16 protein-coding genes are annotated in these 16,774 nt (G+C 57.5%); 5 read left to right on the top strand and 11 right to left on the bottom strand.

Annotated features, from left to right (window positions below; all coding sequences use genetic code 11):
- Nucleotides 1–95: 95 nt before the first annotated feature.
- The 3 genes from AR456_RS10520 to AR456_RS10510 all read right to left on the bottom strand — a co-directional run bounded on the left by AR456_RS10520 (nucleotide 96) and on the right by AR456_RS10510 (nucleotide 2,854).
- A complete protein-coding gene (locus AR456_RS10520; protein ID WP_081694566.1) occupies nucleotides 96–1,028 on the bottom strand; it encodes a LysM peptidoglycan-binding domain-containing protein in 933 nt (310 codons plus the stop codon).
- A complete protein-coding gene (locus AR456_RS10515; protein ID WP_021817440.1) occupies nucleotides 971–1,846 on the bottom strand; it encodes an acyltransferase in 876 nt (291 codons plus the stop codon). The genes AR456_RS10520 and AR456_RS10515 overlap by 58 nt, the downstream gene beginning before the upstream one ends.
- 102 nt (nucleotides 1,847–1,948) lie before the next feature.
- Nucleotides 1,949–2,854 (bottom strand): LysR family transcriptional regulator, encoded by a 906-nt coding sequence (locus tag AR456_RS10510; RefSeq protein WP_021817441.1) that lies wholly within the window; start codon nucleotides 2,852–2,854, stop codon nucleotides 1,949–1,951.
- A gap of 175 nt (nucleotides 2,855–3,029) precedes the next feature.
- On the opposite strand from AR456_RS10510, the gene AR456_RS10505 reads away from it, so the two are divergent.
- The 3 genes from AR456_RS10505 (at nucleotide 3,030) to AR456_RS10495 (ending at nucleotide 6,014) form a co-directional block, all read left to right on the top strand.
- Nucleotides 3,030–3,731: a CoA transferase subunit A gene (locus tag AR456_RS10505; RefSeq protein ID WP_021817442.1), complete on the top strand. Its 702-nt coding sequence runs from the start codon at nucleotides 3,030–3,032 to the stop codon at nucleotides 3,729–3,731.
- A 58-nt stretch (nucleotides 3,732–3,789) separates the two neighbouring features.
- Nucleotides 3,790–4,449 (top strand): CoA transferase subunit B, encoded by a 660-nt coding sequence (locus AR456_RS10500; protein ID WP_021817443.1) that lies wholly within the window; start codon nucleotides 3,790–3,792, stop codon nucleotides 4,447–4,449.
- Nucleotides 4,450–4,730: 281 nt separating this feature from the next.
- Nucleotides 4,731–6,014 (top strand): MFS transporter, encoded by a 1,284-nt coding sequence (locus AR456_RS10495; RefSeq protein WP_021817444.1) that lies wholly within the window; start codon nucleotides 4,731–4,733, stop codon nucleotides 6,012–6,014.
- On the opposite strand, the gene AR456_RS10490 is transcribed toward AR456_RS10495, so the two are convergent.
- The 3 genes from AR456_RS10490 to AR456_RS10480 form a co-directional block, all read right to left on the bottom strand.
- Entirely contained in the window at nucleotides 5,990–6,748 is a 759-nt protein-coding gene (locus AR456_RS10490) for a VOC family protein (RefSeq protein WP_021817445.1), read from the bottom strand. The genes AR456_RS10495 and AR456_RS10490 overlap by 25 nt on opposite strands.
- Before the next feature lie 206 nt (nucleotides 6,749–6,954).
- A complete protein-coding gene (locus AR456_RS10485) occupies nucleotides 6,955–7,224 on the bottom strand; it encodes a GrxA family glutaredoxin (protein ID WP_021817446.1) in 270 nt (89 codons plus the stop codon).
- 141 nt (nucleotides 7,225–7,365) lie between these two features.
- Entirely contained in the window at nucleotides 7,366–8,187 is an 822-nt protein-coding gene (locus tag AR456_RS10480; protein WP_172796138.1) for an inositol monophosphatase family protein, read from the bottom strand.
- A 310-nt stretch (nucleotides 8,188–8,497) separates the two neighbouring features.
- On the opposite strand from AR456_RS10480, the gene AR456_RS10475 reads away from it, so the two are divergent.
- Nucleotides 8,498–9,262, top strand: coding sequence for a 3-hydroxybutyrate dehydrogenase (locus AR456_RS10475; protein ID WP_021817448.1), 765 nt, complete (start codon nucleotides 8,498–8,500; stop codon nucleotides 9,260–9,262).
- A 94-nt stretch (nucleotides 9,263–9,356) separates the two neighbouring features.
- Here the strand turns inward: AR456_RS10475 and AR456_RS10470 are convergent, their stop codons facing one another.
- The 5 genes from AR456_RS10470 to AR456_RS10450 all read right to left on the bottom strand — a co-directional run bounded on the left by AR456_RS10470 (nucleotide 9,357) and on the right by AR456_RS10450 (nucleotide 14,781).
- Nucleotides 9,357–9,896, bottom strand: a complete 540-nt coding sequence (locus AR456_RS10470; protein WP_021817449.1) for a response regulator transcription factor — start codon at nucleotides 9,894–9,896, stop codon at nucleotides 9,357–9,359.
- A gap of 7 nt (nucleotides 9,897–9,903) precedes the next feature.
- Nucleotides 9,904–11,178 carry an ATP-binding protein gene (locus AR456_RS10465; protein WP_021817450.1) on the bottom strand — a complete coding sequence of 425 codons (1,275 nt, stop codon included), beginning with the start codon at nucleotides 11,176–11,178 and terminating at the stop codon, nucleotides 9,904–9,906.
- A 180-nt stretch (nucleotides 11,179–11,358) separates the two neighbouring features.
- Nucleotides 11,359–11,685 (bottom strand): helix-turn-helix domain-containing protein, encoded by a 327-nt coding sequence (locus AR456_RS10460; RefSeq protein ID WP_021817451.1) that lies wholly within the window; start codon nucleotides 11,683–11,685, stop codon nucleotides 11,359–11,361.
- Nucleotides 11,682–13,028, bottom strand: coding sequence for a type II toxin-antitoxin system HipA family toxin (locus tag AR456_RS10455; protein WP_021817452.1), 1,347 nt, complete (start codon nucleotides 13,026–13,028; stop codon nucleotides 11,682–11,684). Before AR456_RS10455 ends, AR456_RS10460 begins: the two co-directional genes overlap by 4 nt.
- Nucleotides 13,029–13,230: 202 nt before the next feature.
- Nucleotides 13,231–14,781, bottom strand: coding sequence for an alkaline phosphatase D family protein (locus AR456_RS10450; protein WP_021817453.1), 1,551 nt, complete (start codon nucleotides 14,779–14,781; stop codon nucleotides 13,231–13,233).
- Between the two features lie 394 nt (nucleotides 14,782–15,175).
- Here AR456_RS10450 and prfC point away from each other — a divergent pair, with 394 nt between their 5' ends.
- Complete coding sequence (gene prfC, locus AR456_RS10445) at nucleotides 15,176–16,765, top strand: peptide chain release factor 3 (RefSeq protein WP_021817455.1); 1,590 nt, start codon at nucleotides 15,176–15,178, stop codon at nucleotides 16,763–16,765.
- Nucleotides 16,766–16,774: the final 9 nt, after the last annotated feature.

The following is a 16,774-nucleotide window of genomic DNA, read 5'->3' as shown; positions in this document are numbered from 1 at the left end:
TTCGTGACAGGACCGGGACAGTCGTGTGAAGACACTGTGACGCCCGATGGAGTATCACAGTGTCCTCTCAACGGAGGTTTACCTCAGCACGAGGCTCAGCGCAGTATGGTGGTGGGGTTGATTGGCTTGCCACCGTGGCGCATGTCGAACAGCAGATCGTAGCGGCCAGTGCTGCTGTGACGCCCCACACGACATAATGGTGTGCCGGCCGTCACTTGTTGACCATTCTTGACCAGTACACTATCACACAGCGCATAGACACTCTGCAGGTTGTCACTGTGGTGCAGGATAACCACCTTGCCGAGCTGACGCATGCTGTCGGCAAAGCTCACTTCCCCATTGGCAACTGCCTTGGCCTGTGCGCCTTCATCGGTCGCCAGCAACATGGGCTGAAGAACACCCCGTGAGTCAGCACCGTAACGACGGACGATGCGGTAGTCGTCCAGTGGCCAGGGCCAGCCGCGTGCTTTCGATGGGACATTCCCCGGGTCAGGCAGTTGCGCTGATGTTGATGCAGAAGACGAGGATGTCGCACCAGAGCTGGAAGCCGTTGCCCGAGTACTGTTCAACGGTACCTGAATCAGCTGTCCAACACGCATGTCGGTTGCCTTGACGCCAGGGTTGGCGTTCTGGATACGTTGCGGATTCGAGTTGAAATATCGCGCGATCGATGAATAGGTGTCGCCTGCTCGCACCTGATAGCGGTAGGGGCCGCCGGAGGGTGCTCGTTCCCGTTGGCCGGGCACGAGCACGCGTTGTCCGACCGCGAGATGGCGCGAATCAATTCCGGGGTTGAAGCGTTCCAGACGCACAAGTGGTACTCCCGCACGTGAAGCGATGCTGCCGAGGGTATCACCACGTTGAATGGTGACCCAGTTGCCGGAGATGCTGGCGCTGGAGGAACTTATTGCCTGGCCACTGGAGGGTGGATGGCTCGACTGGTTGGCACAGCCGGCCAGTATCAACGCGATTACCAGGGGCGCGAGTCGAGTGAGGCGTCCTTTTCTCGCCACAGGGCATTCAGCCATGAATGGTAGCGTTCCTTGTAGTTCGAGTCGTTATGATATGTGCCATCGAGCATCCAGTCCTCAATTTCCAGTGTGCGGGCCTCGATTCGAATGCCCTGTTCGCGGCCACACAGAAACCTCCAGAAGCTGGGCTTCGGTGACTGGTAGTCGATTGTGACATCAATGATACCAGCAAGGCGGTCGCCGAGCAGACTGAGTACTTGAGCGATGCCTCCGGCCTTGGGTCGCAGCAGGTGAGAATAGGGGCTCTGTCGCTCGTTGCGCTTGGCTTGCGTGAATCGTGTGCCCTCGACGAAGTTGATGATCGACAGGGGGACATCACGGGCGCGCTCGCACATGCGTTCGGTAGCTTTACGATCTCGTTCCGCAAGTGCTGGATTGTTGTTCAGTTGTTCTCTGGTGTAGCGACGCATGAAAGGATATTCCAGTGCCCACCAGGCCAGCCCGACAATGGGAATCCAGATCAACTGCTGCTTGAGAAAGAAGCGTGGCATGGGGATGCGCCGATGAAATGCCATCATCAGGAGAAAGATATCAGTCCAGCTACGATGATTGGAGAGAACCAGCCACCATTGTTGGGGACTGAGCTCTTCGGGAACCTCAAGATGCACGCTGGGACGTACCCAGAGCTTCATCCACCATAGGTTGAAACCGATCCAGTTCAAGGCAATGGCGTTGAGGCCCGCGAGGATTCGACGCTGCAGTGGCCGGCCGGGTGTCACAACCTTGATCAGAGTCAGGCACAGCAGTGGCGGTGTCCAGAACAAGGTGTTCAATATGAGCAGCAGAACACTGATCAGGCCCTTGATGTTCGACATGCAAGCAGGCTCCATGCGGAAGAGTCACAGAGGACTGATAGTCCAGAGTCGAGCAATGCTAATGGATCGTGCCTCACATGCCCAGTGGGTCGCCGCAGTGGACTACTCTGAGTCAGGCAGCGACGGTGGAACACTGATCGACTCCAGCATCTCTACCATGACACGAGCGGCGACGGAGAGCTCATGAGGGTTCCAGGTAATCAAGCCTACGGCGCGTTCGATCCGCGGCGCTACCAACGGACGACAGACGGCGCCGATCTCGTGCATTTGTCGAATACACAGCGAAGGGACCGCGCTGACTCCCAGGCCGCTGGCGACCATTCTGCCGACGCTGGCCAGTTGGTGAGCCTCGCAGGCGATCTTGAGCGAGGCATAGCGTGGCCCCAGTTGCTGCTCCAGCAGGCGCCGCACCATGGACGGGCGTTGCAGGGCGACAAAGTCGCGAGTCATGAGCGTGTCCCAGTCGAGTCGGGAGTGCTGGGCGAGCGGCGAGTCAGGAGGCACAACGGCGACAAAGCGGTCAGTGTAGAGCGGCACGAAGTCGAGGTTACCACTGGCCTCGGGTTCAAAGGCGATGCCGAGCTCCACCTGGCGCTGGCGCACCATGTCGATAACCTGCTCGTTGACCACATCATGCACCGTGACGTTGATGCGAGGATGTATGCGGCGGAAGCGGTTGAGAGCCTCCGGCAACAGACTGGCGGCAAAGGAGGGCATGGCAGCCAACGACAGGTGGCCGAGCTGGAGGGTGAAGCGCAGGCGCAACAATTCCTCGGTGTTGTCCCAGTCGGCAAGCAGGCGCTTGGCCAGTGGTACCAGAGATTCACCTTCCGGGGTCAGTCGTACACTGCGGGTGGTGCGGATCATCAAGCGACCGCCGAGGCTCTCTTCGAGTCCCTTGATGGCAAGGCTCAGGGCCGGCTGAGACATATGAAGTTGGTCGCAGGCCTGCGTGAAACTGAGCGTACGTGCGACGGCAAGAAAGGCACGCAGTTGTTTAACGGTCATGGGATTCGGCACTCATGAGTGTACGACCAAGGTCAAATTTATTGGAATTTCCAATAAATTGATAAGAAAAACAAACTTAACAAATATATGACAAGAGGCAACACTGTCCACACTGTATTAACCACATAGCACTAATCACATAGCATCCACATCAGACAACAGATGAGGCGCCATAATGGCCGGATTCGACAAGCGCGTGTATTCGTATGAAGAGGCGATGGACGGCATCGACAGCGGGATGACGGTGCTCGCCGGAGGTTTCGGACTGTGCGGCATTCCCGAAAACCTGATTGCCGAGATCAAGCGTCGTGCGGTCAAGGACTTGACCGTGGTCTCCAATAACTGTGGGGTAGATGGCTTTGGACTCGGTGTTCTGCTGGAAGACCGCCAGATCAGTCGAATTCTGGCCTCCTACGTCGGTGAGAATGCGTTGTTCGAACGCCAGATGCTCGATGGTGAGATCGATGTTCAGTTGACACCTCAAGGCACTCTGGCCGAGCGACTGCGCGCCGGAGGTGCTGGCATTCCCGCCTTCTACACAGCAACCGGGTATGGCACGCCGATTGGCGATGGCAAGGAAGTCCGGGAGTTCAATGGCCGACACTATATCCTCGAGGAAGCCATCGTCGGCGACTTCGCCATCGTCAAAGGCTGGAAGGCGGATCGTTACGGCAATGTCATGTATCGCAAGACGGCGCGTAACTTCAATCCGATGGTGGCTACGGCAGGTCGGATCACCGTGGTCGAAGTGGAGGAGATCGTTGAACCGGGTGAACTGGACCCCGACCAGATCCATACACCGGGCATCTATGTTGACCGCCTGATCCAGGGAACCTTCGAGAAGCGCATCGAGAAGCGCACCGTGCGTGAATCCTGAGCGGATTTGACGCCAGTACAAACGGCTGACTTCTCCACCGAACACAAGAGGTATCAAGATGGCACTCACTCGTGAACAAATGGCGCAGCGCGTCGCGCGCGAGCTCGAAGATGGTTTCTACGTCAACCTGGGCATCGGCATCCCGACGTTGGTGGCCAACTATATTCCGGAAGGCATGGACGTAATGCTGCAGTCCGAGAATGGTTTGCTGGGCATGGGCCAGTTTCCCACCGAGGATGAAGTCGATGCTGACATGATCAACGCCGGCAAACAGACAGTCACCAGCCGACCAGGCTCGGCGATCTTCTCGTCTGCCGAGTCGTTTGCCATGATCCGCGGCGGCCATGTCGATCTCACTGTCCTCGGCGCCTTCGAAGTTGATCAGAATGGCAATATTGCTTCGTGGATGATTCCCGGCAAGTTGATCAAGGGCATGGGGGGCGCGATGGACCTGGTCGCTGGAGCAGAGAACATCATCTGTACCATGACCCATGCATCCAAGGATGGAACTTCCAAGCTACTCGAGCAGTGTACGCTGCCGCTGACCGGTGCCGGTTGCATCAACCGTGTCCTGACCGATCTTGCCTACCTTGAGATCAAGGATGGCGCTTTCATTCTCAAGGAGCGCGCGCCGGGTGTCAGTGTCGAAGAGATCAAGGAAAAGACCGCAGGCAAGTTGGTCGTGCCCGATCATGTTCCGGAAATGACCTTCGAGTAACTGACCTTCGAGTAACGAAAGCGCGACAGGGATTGCTGCACTTCCGGCACAACAAATGGCCCGGCTCTCGCCGGGCCATTTGTGTATCGAGCAGTTGTCGATTTTATGACCAACTTGAGTCGAGGCTAGAGATTGTCGCGCTCGGCGGGTTTTCAAACGTCTTGATGCACAGCGTTATCCACAGAATCTGTGGATTATCCTGCTGCCGAGGGATGGAAGATATCTCTTCAGCCAGTAGAATGCTCGGCCCCAACCCACCCTGAAACTCCCGGGAGTTTATCTTGCGCGCCCTGCCTGCCACCTTGCCGATCCTGTTCCTCTGCGAGATCAGCTTTCTGCTCGGCCATGGATTGATCATGACGCTGCTCGGCGTACGTATGTCGCTGGAAGGATTTCCTTCGCAGATGGCGGGGTTGTTGATGTCGAGCTTCTCGCTCGGCTTCGTGTTCGGCAGTTACTGGCTGGAGAAGCGTATTCGCGGAGTTGGGCATATTCGCGTCTTCGCTGCCTGTGCGGCTTCCCTGGCAGTGACCGCGATGGCTCATGGCTTGTGGATAAACCCCTGGGCGTGGTTGGTCTGGCGCCTGGTGGGTGGTGCCGCAACTGCCGGTATGCTGATGGTGATGGAGTCATGGGTATCGGGTGAGTCCACCAATGACAACCGTGGGCGAGTGCTGGGGTGGTATATGGTGATATCGACCACCTCGCTGGCGGGAGGGCAGTGGATGCTCAATCTTGCCGACCCATCCGGCCCGGTATTGTTCTCGGTGGTGGGGATGCTGTTCGCATTGTCGCTGGTACCGCTGTCGATCCATCGTATCCACGGCCCCAGCCGTCACCATGATATACAGCCGCGCAAGATACGCCTCAAGGCGCTCTACCAGCGAGCGCCGGTCGGCTTGCTCGGAGCATTTACCGGTGGCTTGATGGCACAGGCGTTCTTCGCCATGACGCCATATTATGGTCAGGAAATCGGGTTGACCACGGCGCAGACGGCGCGCTTCATGGCGATTACCACGCTGGTTGCACTGGTTGCACAGTGGGCGCTTGGGCGTGTATCGGATCGCCTCGATCGTCGGCGGGTCATTCTGTGGATGGCGATCGTGATGACGGTGACTGGTGCGATCATCTCGGCGGTGGGCAACGCAAGTTTCTGGATTCTGTTGGTTGTTGCCTGCTTCCACACTGCAATGCTGCACACGCTGTACTCATTGAGTCTGGCGCATACCAATGACTGGCTTGAGCCGGAAGAGGTGGTCGCGGCCAATGCCAAGCTGATGATCTGGTATGGCATCGGCTCGGTGGTCGGTCCCTTCAGTGCCTCGCTGGTGATGCAGGTGGCGGGACCCGATGGCCTGTGGTTATTCCTCGGTGCCGCAGCGTTCAGCCTCGCCATGTTCGTCATGGTGCGCCTGCATGGTGAACGAACCGAATTCGTTGAGCAGGAGCCCTTCGTCGCAGTACCGGTCATGGAAACACCGCACTTCACCGAGCTGGATCCTCGCCTCGAACCTCAACAGCTTGAACTCGAGTTGGAACCTCAGGAAATCTCGCACCACGTATAGGGTGGCAGCAGCACATCCGCCACACGTTCATTGCCAGCGCTGGGTGGAGAGTGCACCAACTGCAAGCCGCCTGATGCAATGCGGTGTTCATCGCCATCGGCGAAGGCCTGACGGCGTGAACAAGCGGAATAGTAGCGGTGCTCGATCAGCGCCGATACCGGCAATAGCTGCTCGTTGACTGCCGCTGGTTTGAAGCCATGCACCTGAAGCTCGTTATCGAGCTCGGCGAGCGATCGCCCCAGTTGGGCGCAGTCGTAACCAACGTGATGGACCCGCGGCCCCATCACTGCCAGCCAACCCGCAAGGGGATGATCATCCTGCAGTAACTGATAGCTGGCCCAGTCGGGTATTGGCCAGGGGCGGCTGGCGCCGAGCAATGGCTGTTGGTTTGGTACGCCAGCGGTCACCAGTTGCTGAAGTGTGGTTCGTGCGGGCGAGGATAAGCGAGTGGTCTGCAACTCGATGATGATCAATCGTGGCCCTGGCCGATTACTGGCCAGTAGTGACACCAATAGGCCGCGGTCTGCCAGCGCATAGTGGCTGACAGCACGATAACCATGTTCCTCGAGCTGTGTCAGCGTATTGGCCATATTCCAGGGAGATTGGCTGAGGGTGGCCAATACGAGATATTCCAGCGGAGACTCGGCTGGCCACAGGCGCAGTGCTCCGACTTCTGGATGCTGATGGATAAAATCCAGCCACAATTGTTGGCTGATTGATGGCTGCTCAGTCATTGCCGGTCCTTAAGCCTGCTGGGTGGTTCCATGCCTTGTTGTTGGCCGTAGCCTATTGTTTGCGCCTTGAGTATAGGCGCAGGCCAGACACGTTTATTCAACGGCACCAGGACGGTGGCAGGTGGACGACAGAACGCTGGATATGACAAGGCCGCCGGTAGGCGGCCCTGGAGGGAATCATCGATGCTGGTATCAGGCGGCTTCTATCAGGAGGCTTCGGTTGCCAGAGCGTTATCACGCACGTACTGGTCGAACTCGGTGAAGCCACCGATATGTGTCTGGTCGACAAAGATCTGTGGAACGGTCTCGACTGGCTTGCCGATGGTCTTCTCCATGTCGGCTTTGGTAATGCCTTCTTCATGGATATCGATGTAGCGATAGCCTTCGATGCTACCGGCATCGCTCAGACGAGAGGCCAACTCCTTGGCGCGCACGCAGAAGGGACAAGCGGGGCGGCCGAAGATGACAACAAACATTACAGCTCCTTGCACTCCGAGGTGCATTGAAGAGGATAGAGAGGATGGGCGCATTGTGAACGATTGTGACGTTCATCGCCAATAGTTGCTTCCCGCGAATGCTGATCGATCCTCGCTATCGCGGGTGTGAGTTCCGTGTGTTCAGTGGTCGTTGAACTTGCCGGCATCGGCATCCCGCAGCAGGTCGCCGAGTTCATCGAATATGCCGCGGCTGCATACCAGCAGGTTCTCACCGTACAGATCTTCCGGTATGCCATCCGGGCACGGATAGAGGTGGCCGGTCGCTGCACCTGCTTCTCTGGCGATCAACCAGCCAGCGGCGAAGTCCCAGGGCGATACCGTCTCGTAGTAGGCGTCGAGTCTGCCGCAAGCCACATCACAGAGATCGAGGGCGGCGGCGCCGTTGCGTCTGATGTCGCGGCAGTGGCTGAGCACTGCGTGCAGGCGGCGCATCAGCGGTGGGCGACTGTCGCGGCGGTAAGGGAAGCCGGTGGCGACGAGACTGTGCTCCAGGTTCGTGCCATTACTGGCCTTGATAGGTTGTCCATTGCGCCAGGCCCCTACTCCACGCAGGGCCGTGAAGGTCTCGTTCAGAAACGGTGCATGCACAACGCCCAGTTGGGTGACACCATCCTCGACATAGGCGATGGAGACTGCGACATGGCGCAGTCCATGAGCGAAGTTGACAGTGCCGTCGATGGGGTCAACGACCCATAGTGCTCCCCCATGCTCGACAGCATCGCGATCCGGAGCAAGTTCTTCACTCAGGCGTTGCTCGCCGGGAAAGCACATCTCGAGCTGCTCACGGATGAGAGTATCGACTGCCACGTCAGTGGTGGTGACCAGTTCCTGGCCATCCTTGAAGTGGTGTTCGAGATTGTCCGCTTCACGCGCTTCGAGAACCATACGTCCTGCCGCATTGGCGATTTCGATGGCTTTGTTGAGGCGCTGTTCTGAAGACATCTGTTCTGAAGACATTTGCTCTGGTGACATGAGCAACTCCGTGATCACTGATGAGTGGGCGACAGGGGCCTGTACAAGGTAGCTGGCGCCTGCTGTGTATGGCCACTTTGCTGTGAAATGCTACCACTCCATGATCATTTGTGCAGTGCAATGTGACGACCTATTGTAGAAGGTCAGATTGTCGGCGCCGGGCCTGGGATACTTCCGGTACGACACTGGTTCTGCGACGCAGCATTCCCTATGCTGTGATTCTGTCCTTGTCGGCCTGGCGGATGGCATCCGCGAGGCCTTTTGATGAAAGGAGACACGCATGTCAGCAACAACCCCGAGAGTCGCCCTTGTTACCGGCACCAGCAGTGGCATTGGCGCTGCCGTTGTGGGCCAGCTACGTGAACAGGGATTGCAGGTCATGGCGGTGGATTTCAACCCGGCTGGCGCCGTTGTTGCCGAGAAGGTCGGTGCGGTGTTTCACCAGGCGGACCTCACTGACGCGGATGCCTGTCGCAGTGCCGTCGCCGATGCGGTATCCCGGTTCGGGCGTGTCGATATTCTGGTCAATAACGCAGGCATCCAGCACGTCGCACCAATCGAAGAGTTCCCCGAGCAGAAGTGGCGTCAGATCATTGATCTGATGCTGACTGCTCCCTTTCTACTCACCCAGGCGGCATGGCCATCGATGCGTGAGAACGGCTGGGGACGCATCATCAATATCGCCTCGGTACATGCCCAGGTGGCTTCACCGGGCAAGGCGGCTTATATCAGTGCCAAGCATGGGTTGATTGGCCTCACCAGGACAGCGGCGCTCGAAGGTGGCGCTCAGGGTATTACGGCCAATGCACTGCTTCCCGCTTACGTGAAAACCCCGCTGGTCGACAATCAGATCGCCGATCAAGCGAAGCTGCATGGTTTGAGCGAACAGGAAGTGATCGAACAGGTCATGCTCAAGAATGCGGCAGTAAAGCGCCTTATCGAACCGTCCGAGGTGGCTTCTCTGGTCGCTTATCTGGCGTCGGATGCTGCTGGTGCTGTGACTGGGGCGAGCTGGAATATTGATCTGGGATGGACCGCTCAGTAGCTTTGGTTTGAGTCGTTCCGGATCAACATGCGAGATGCATGAGGCCGCCTCAGAAGCGGCCTCTGTCGTTGATATCGTTCAGAACGGTGGCAGATCAGCGGCGCACCGGACGCTTCTGCAGCTTGCGCTGTAGCGTGCGTCGATGCATGCCCAGTGCCCGGGCGGTGGCCGAGATATTGCCGTCATGTTCCTGAAGCACCTTCTGGATATGCTCCCAGGTCAGACGGTTGATCGAAGGCGGATTGTCGGCGACTTCAGCTTCCGGGTTGCCCTCGGTTTTTGCCAGCGCGGCGAGTACCTCATCGGCATCTACTGGTTTACATAGGTAGTTGACTGCGCCGAGTTTGATTGCTTCCACCGCCGTGGCAATGCTGGAGTAGCCGGTGAGCACCACCACCCGGCAATCGGGTACGATGCTGAGTAGTTCAGGCAGGATCTTGAGTCCGGACTCATTTTCCAGTTTCAGATCCAGCGTGGCGATCTCAGGCTGATGGCGCCCGGCTAGCTCCAAAGCCTGAAGTCCGTCGTGTGCCACTTCCACGTCGAAATTGCGGCGTTGCATGGCGCGCTCGAGTACATGGCAGAACATGTCGTCATCGTCGATGATCAGAAGCCGTTGTGCTGAATCTTGCATGATTTCCTCAAGGATGTAGGCCCTGGCCGGAGCGGGGTAACGTGACTTCGGTCAGAGTGCCGCCGTCGGGGTGATTGTACAGGCTAACGCCGCCACCAAAGCGGTTGATCGTGGCGTGAGTCAGGAACAGGCCAATACCGAGGCCTTTGCTTTTGGTGGAGACAAACGTCTCACCAAGCTGGTCGGCAATTTCCATGGCGATACCGGGGCCGTGGTCGCGGATATCGATGATGACGCTCTCCGAGTTCCAGTCGAGTCCGATGACGATATCGTCCGGCCTGGCATCTGCAGCGTTGTTGAGCAGGTTGGTCAGCGCCTGGTCGAGGGTGGTATCAACCTCCAGTTGTGCATGGCCTCGGCGACGGGCGATATCCAGTTGATAGGTGACATCCGGACGCAATACCAGCCAACGGCTGATCAAGGCCTTCAGCCAGGTTTCGGCATCGCGAATCTCTGGTTCGGCCATGCGCCGGCGGTCCGCATTGTCCACCAGATGGCGCAGGTGCGCCTTGCACAGATCGACCTGTTGGCGAAGCAGTGTGAGGTCCTCATCGAGCTGACTGCCCTTGTCGGCATCCTCGCGCATCTCATTCAGCAGTACTGCCATGGTCGACAGCGGTGTTCCAAGCTCATGAGCGGTTCCGGCAGCCTGGGTCGCAACGGCCAATACCTGCTCATTGCGTAATGCTGACTCACGGGTGCGTGACAGTGCCTGATCACGATGACGCAGAGCATGGGCCATCTTGTAGATGAAGAAGGTCACCAGTCCTGCGGAAAGAAAGAAGTTCAACCACATGCCCAGCACGTGAAGGTTGAGATTCAGAGTGTAGTGGGAGCCGAGTTGGGGGACCGGGTGATAGGTCAGCATCAGGATGCTGTAGACGCCCATGGACGTTGCCGCCAGCACCCAGGCGTAGTACCAGGGCAAGGTAGCGGCGGCGATGGTGACCGGTACCAGATAGTAGGTAATGAATGGGTTGGTCGCACCGCCAGTGAAGTAGAACAGCAGACTCAGGCCTGCGACATCCAGCAACAGGTGAATCAGATACTCGAGGTGGCTGACGTCGCGAGGCCATCCAAGGCGCCACCATGTGGCGATATTGATCAGCCCCATGGCCACGATGACAGCGATCACCGCTGGTACGTCAAGCGCGAAACCGAGCACTTCGATGCCGATGATGATGGCGATCAGAAAGCCGGTCCAGGTAATGCCTCGAACGTAGGTCAGGCGTACCAGGTTGCGGTTGGGTGTGGAAAGCGGCAGGGGCAGGGCGGCAGGCATGATCTCTCCCTTATTGTGCGTGGCGATGATAGCGCATCAGGAGTACCTTCGTCGCGCTGAGCGGTATCAGTGCTATGAGATCTGAGAGATGGACCGTGTGGTCTTCTTGAGAGCCGTGTGGTCTTCTTGAGAGCAGTACCGGTGTTACGCCAGCGGGTGCGTCATTGGCCACGGACGAGGTTAGCTGCTGCTGTCGCTGGCTTCGGGGGACACGAGAGCTGTCAGTAGCGATTTCCGGCGCGGCATTAGACCGGGCTGCAGGCCTAGTGGTCGAAAGACGCGGCTAAGGGTTGCTACGGTAACATTGCTGCTGTCACGCTCGATATCTGATAGCGTGCGCCGGCTGATACCTACTAGTTCGGCATACTGTGTCTGGTTGAATCCCAGCACCTTGCGTCTCAGTTCGCTCAATACTTCACCTTGAGTCGAACGCCCATCAAACAGTCGCTGCAGGTGCTCCTGGAGTAGCGCCTCGAGCTGTTCTGGAGTCAACGGTGTATGTTTCATGGCAATAGTCCCCAGCGTTGAAGGCGTGTATCGAGTGATGTCAGGCCGACTCCCGGCATATCGAGCAGGCGTTGTGCAACGCCACGTTCGGCTAGCCGATCACGGAGCCCGGTCAGTTGGCTGGCGAGAGTCTGGAGCTCGTTGATCAGTTGCTCCTCGGGAACCAGGTCATTCAGCGCTGATGCGATGCCAGGCCAATCGTACTCGCCTCCCTGTTCCAGCGGAGGGCCCCATTGCATGGTTCGGGTGATACCCTCCGGGTCAGCCTTCATTGGGGCAAAGTCATAGATGGGTGCCAACCACATACCTTGTGGACGCTTGATGATCGAAGTGTTTCGGCCGTGGTTATCGGAATTGCCAAAGGCAATGTTCAGTAAATCGCGTTTGACCCACTCGATAGCGAAGCGCTGTGAGTTGAAGGGCTCATCCTGCCCGGTAACACGGTGTTGTTGATGCATCTTGTGCAACACTGCACGTAGTGTCGATTCGTGGCGAAGATGCGCGGCGGCGGGAGCGCTGAGCAGTGATGATATGGTTTCGAGTCCGTGACGGATGCGCCCTGTCTCGGTGAGTTCCGTATCGAAGCGAGGTAGCCAGAGCGAGGGATATCTTTCTCCTTCGTGCAGTTGCATCAGCCCGGTATCGATGGTGTCGAGTCCCAACGCCTCCAATTCATGATAGAAATGGTATTCCGCACGAAGAATATCGCAGTCATCCGTACGGCGCTGGCCACGCGGGAATTTGACCAGATACGGGCTGTCGAGAAGGACGTTGTCCTCCTGCCAGGTGTCTATCCAGACCTCATCGCTGGAACTACGTCGAATCAGCAACTTGGGAGCTTCTCCTCCTGCCCCGGTAGCCCCGCCACTGGCTGCTCCCATCTGTTGGGCGTACTCGAGAAAATCCACCTGGCGTTCGATAACATCGCTGACGGTAAACCGCTGTTTGCTGAGGTTGTCGGAGCGGGTTTCAGGCAGTGATTCGCGTATACGTAGATTACCGACCGGTGCAATGGTGCCGTGACGCAAGAGTACGCTGTCCTGTTGTGCGCTGCTCATACGCTGTAGACCCAGTTGGTTGACCCAGTAACGGCGACTGGCTCCCGAGGGCATGATGTCTTCAAGAAAGCCGAACCAATGGTCACTGTGGTGGCTGTACATCAGTTCTACCGGCAGGTTTAGACTGCAGGCGTGATGGTCGTCCCGAAACATCCAGGCAAGAGCGTGCTCCTGATGATATCCAAGTTTGCAGGGGCCTCTGACTCCGCTGTCGGGATCATCGAACATGAGAGTGGCCGCATCTTGCCAGCAATGCTCCAGATGGATCTGGACGGTTAGTTTCATGACGGCTTCTTGAGTTTGGCTGTAGACAGTTGAGCGATATTCTTCTCAGAGAATAGCAGTCTTGACAGAAGATGAGAGTTTTTCTGCTCAAAAAATAGCTGCCAGCCACATTGTGAGCAACATTCTGCTCATAATGTGGCTGGCAGCGTCACGTCAACACTCGATAGTATCGGTGCTATATCGCCATACGGGTAGTCTGGTATCACGCCATCTTTGGGGTCAGCACTTCTGTATGCAGAGAAGTCCCTTCGACATCCTTGAGGGTAACGGTCAGTTCCTTGCTCTCGGCATCCAGGTCGACCTGGCCGAAGAACTGATATCCCTCACTGGGAGCCAGATTGGCGCGACCTTCTTCCGGAGCTTTCTGGAAGGCGACTTGTGGGCCGAAAGTGGCGTCCAGCTCCCCGGGCCCGAACGTGCCCGCATGCAGCGGCCCGCTGACGAATTCCCAGAACGGCGTGAATTCCTTGAAGCTGGCGCGTTCGGGGGCATAGTGATGCGCCGCTGTGTAATGTACGTCTGCGGTCAGCCACACCACATTGGAGATGTTGTTGTCGCGGATGGCTTTGAGCAGTCGGGCAATTTCGTGCTCGCGGCCGGCCGGCGAGCCGTCGTCACCGTTGGCTACCGCTTCGAAGTTGTCGCCGTCAGCCACCACCAGGCCTACCGGCATATCCGAGGCGATGACTTTCCATGTCGCGGAGGAAGAGGATAGTGCTGCGATCAGTTCATCCACTTGATTGCCGCCAAGGATCGCTGATGCTGGGTCGTCGGCATTCTGCATGTTTGCCGAGTTGGCACCACGATAGGTGCGCATATCGAGCATGAATACCTCGAGATCCGGTCCATAGTTGAAGCGGCGGTGGATGCGTTGCGGCGCGTCTGGCCATTGACGAATCGGCATGTTCTCGAGGAATGCCTGACGAGCTCGGGCAGAGAGTAGCGAGACATTCTTTTCGCTATAGCGTGGATCGTCGAGAATCTCGCCAGGGAACCAGTTGTTGACCGTTTCATGGTCGTCCCATTGGGCGAACATCGGCACTTCCGCATTGAAGCGCTTGAGATTTTCGTCGAGCAGGTTATAGGTGTACTGACCCCGATATTCGTTCAACGTCTCGGCGACCTTGGATTTCTCGGCGGTCATCAGGTTGTGCCATGTTTCGCCATTTTCCAGGGTGACCGTTTCCTCGAGAGGACCATCGGCGTAGATGGTGTCACCGGAGTGCAGGAAAAAATCCGGTGTCTGCTGGCGCATGGTTTCATAGATGCGCATGCCACCACGCGAATTGTCGATTCCCCAGCCTTGACCGACCGTATCTCCGGACCACACAAAGCGAACATTGCGCGGGCTGTCGCCAGCCAGGCGCAACCTGCCGACGACGGGCTCACTAATCGCGCGATGATCTCCCAGGGCGGCAAAGCGTACCCGGTAATACAGCTCGCTATCATTGCCGAGGCCCGTGACATCCAGCTTGCTGGTCATGCCGGTGGATGGCAGAGCAGTGGGGCCCGTCAACTGGCGAGCATTATGGAACTCGGCGTTGTCCGCGATTTCCACCAGCATCTGTGACGGGCGATCGGCGCGAGACCAGATCATGGCGCGATTGGTCAAAAGGTCGCCGCTCATGACACCGGAGGTAATCACTGGACGGCGGCTCTCGGCCATCACTATGCCAGGAGCAGTGCTCAGCAGACCGAGGCCGGCGCCGGCCTTGAGGCCAAGTCCCAGGAACTGTCGTCTTGTGGTACGCATGAGCATTCTCCTTATATGGATATAGGGGCGTGATGTTGTGGTAGAGCCGGATGGATGTCGGGCGATAGCTGGATAGCGAGTTCGCCCGCTCTTGTGCCCCGATGGTTTTGGCCAGTGACGAAATATTGACTGACGATTCGCACACTGACGTCGAGGATCCGTTCAGATCCTGGGGCGGGTCACGGTTCAGGCCCGCCGGACCGGGCTTGATGTTGTACAGTCAGGATGACAAACAGGTCGCAGATAAATGACAGTCTGGTTGCGTATTGCTGGACCAGGCTGGTCGCACGGTGGGCTGGCACGTTATAATCCGGCGGTTTAAGCGCTGCCTGACGGCGGCTGCATCCCATCTGATTTCTTCTTGATCTCTTTTCAACACCAGGCGACGTCCTTCATGTCCAACCCGATCCAGGCCCAGCAGACCAGGCTTCGACGCACTTTCGCTATCATCAGTCACCCGGATGCGGGCAAGACCACCATCACCGAAAAGATGCTGTTGTTTGGAAACGCCATCCAGATGGCAGGGTCGGTCAAGAGCAAACGCGATGACCGGCACGCGACGTCGGATTGGATGAAAATGGAGCAGGAGCGTGGCATCTCGGTGACCACCTCGGTCATGCAGTTCCCCTACGGTGGACGTATGGTCAACCTGCTGGATACGCCGGGGCACGAGGATTTCTCCGAGGATACCTACCGCACTCTGACCGCAGTGGATTCGGCGCTGATGGTCATCGACGGAGCCAAGGGCGTCGAGGACCGTACCATCAAGCTGATGGAAGTCTGTCGACTGCGAACCACGCCGATCCTGACCTTCGTCAACAAGATGGACCGCGATATTCGTGACCCCATCGAAGTCATGGATGAAGTCGAGACGGTGCTCAATATCCAGTGCGCACCCATGACCTGGCCGATCGGTATGGGGCGTCACTTCAAGGGCGTGTATCACCTCTATAACGATGTGGTGCATCTCTACACTCAAGGGCAGGGAAGCCGCATTCCCGATGACAAGCGCATCGAGGGTCTCGATAACCCGCAAGTGGACGCCGTTCTGGGTGAGGATCTCGCCGAGGAGTTACGCATGGAGGTGGAACTCGTGCGTGGTGCTTCTCACACCTTTGATCATGGAGCCTATCTGCGTGGCGAATTGACACCAGTGTATTTCGGTACCGCGATGGGCAATTTTGGTGTACGCGAGATGCTCGATGGTTTTGTCGAGTACGCTCCTGAGCCCCAGCCTCGCGAGACGGATACACGCAATGTGGAGGCGATAGACGAACGCTTCACCGGCTTCGTGTTCAAGATTCAGGCCAATATGGACCCTAATCACCGTGACCGTATCGCCTTCCTGCGAGTCTGTTCGGGCAAGTACGAGAAGAACATGAAGATGCGCCATGTGCGGATCGGCAAGGATGTGAAAATCGCCGATGCATTGACGTTCATGGCTTCTGACCGCTCCCATGTTGAAGAAGCCTGGCCTGGCGACATCATTGGTCTACATAACCATGGCACCATCCAGATCGGTGATACCTTCACTCAGGGTGAGGACATGCGCTTTACCGGTATTCCGCACTTTGCACCGGAACTGTTCAAGCGTGTTCGTCTCAAGGATCCGCTGAAGATGAAGGCGCTGCAGAAGGGCCTGCAGCAGCTCTCCGAGGAAGGCGCGACCCAGGTCTTCATGCCGATCGACAACAATGATCTGATTCTGGGTGCCGTTGGTACTCTGCAGTTTGATGTTGTCGCGCACCGGCTCAAGGAAGAGTACAAGGTCGACTGCATCTATGAGGGTGTCAACGTGCACACCGCGCGTTGGGTATATTGTGAAGACGCGAAGATGCTCGAGGAGTTCAAGCGTAAAGCCAGTACCAATCTGGCGATCGACGGTGGCGGTTATCTCACCTATATCGCCCCGACCAGAGTCAATCTGCAGATGACTCAAGAGCGCTGGCCTGATGTGCGCTTCGGCGAGACTCGCGAGCACTAGGTTTTACTG

Origin of the sequence: Halomonas huangheensis (genome assembly GCF_001431725.1) — a bacterium.
Lineage (GTDB): Bacteria > Pseudomonadota > Gammaproteobacteria > Pseudomonadales > Halomonadaceae > Halomonas > Halomonas huangheensis.
This window is presented reverse-complemented; position numbering and strand designations above follow the sequence as displayed.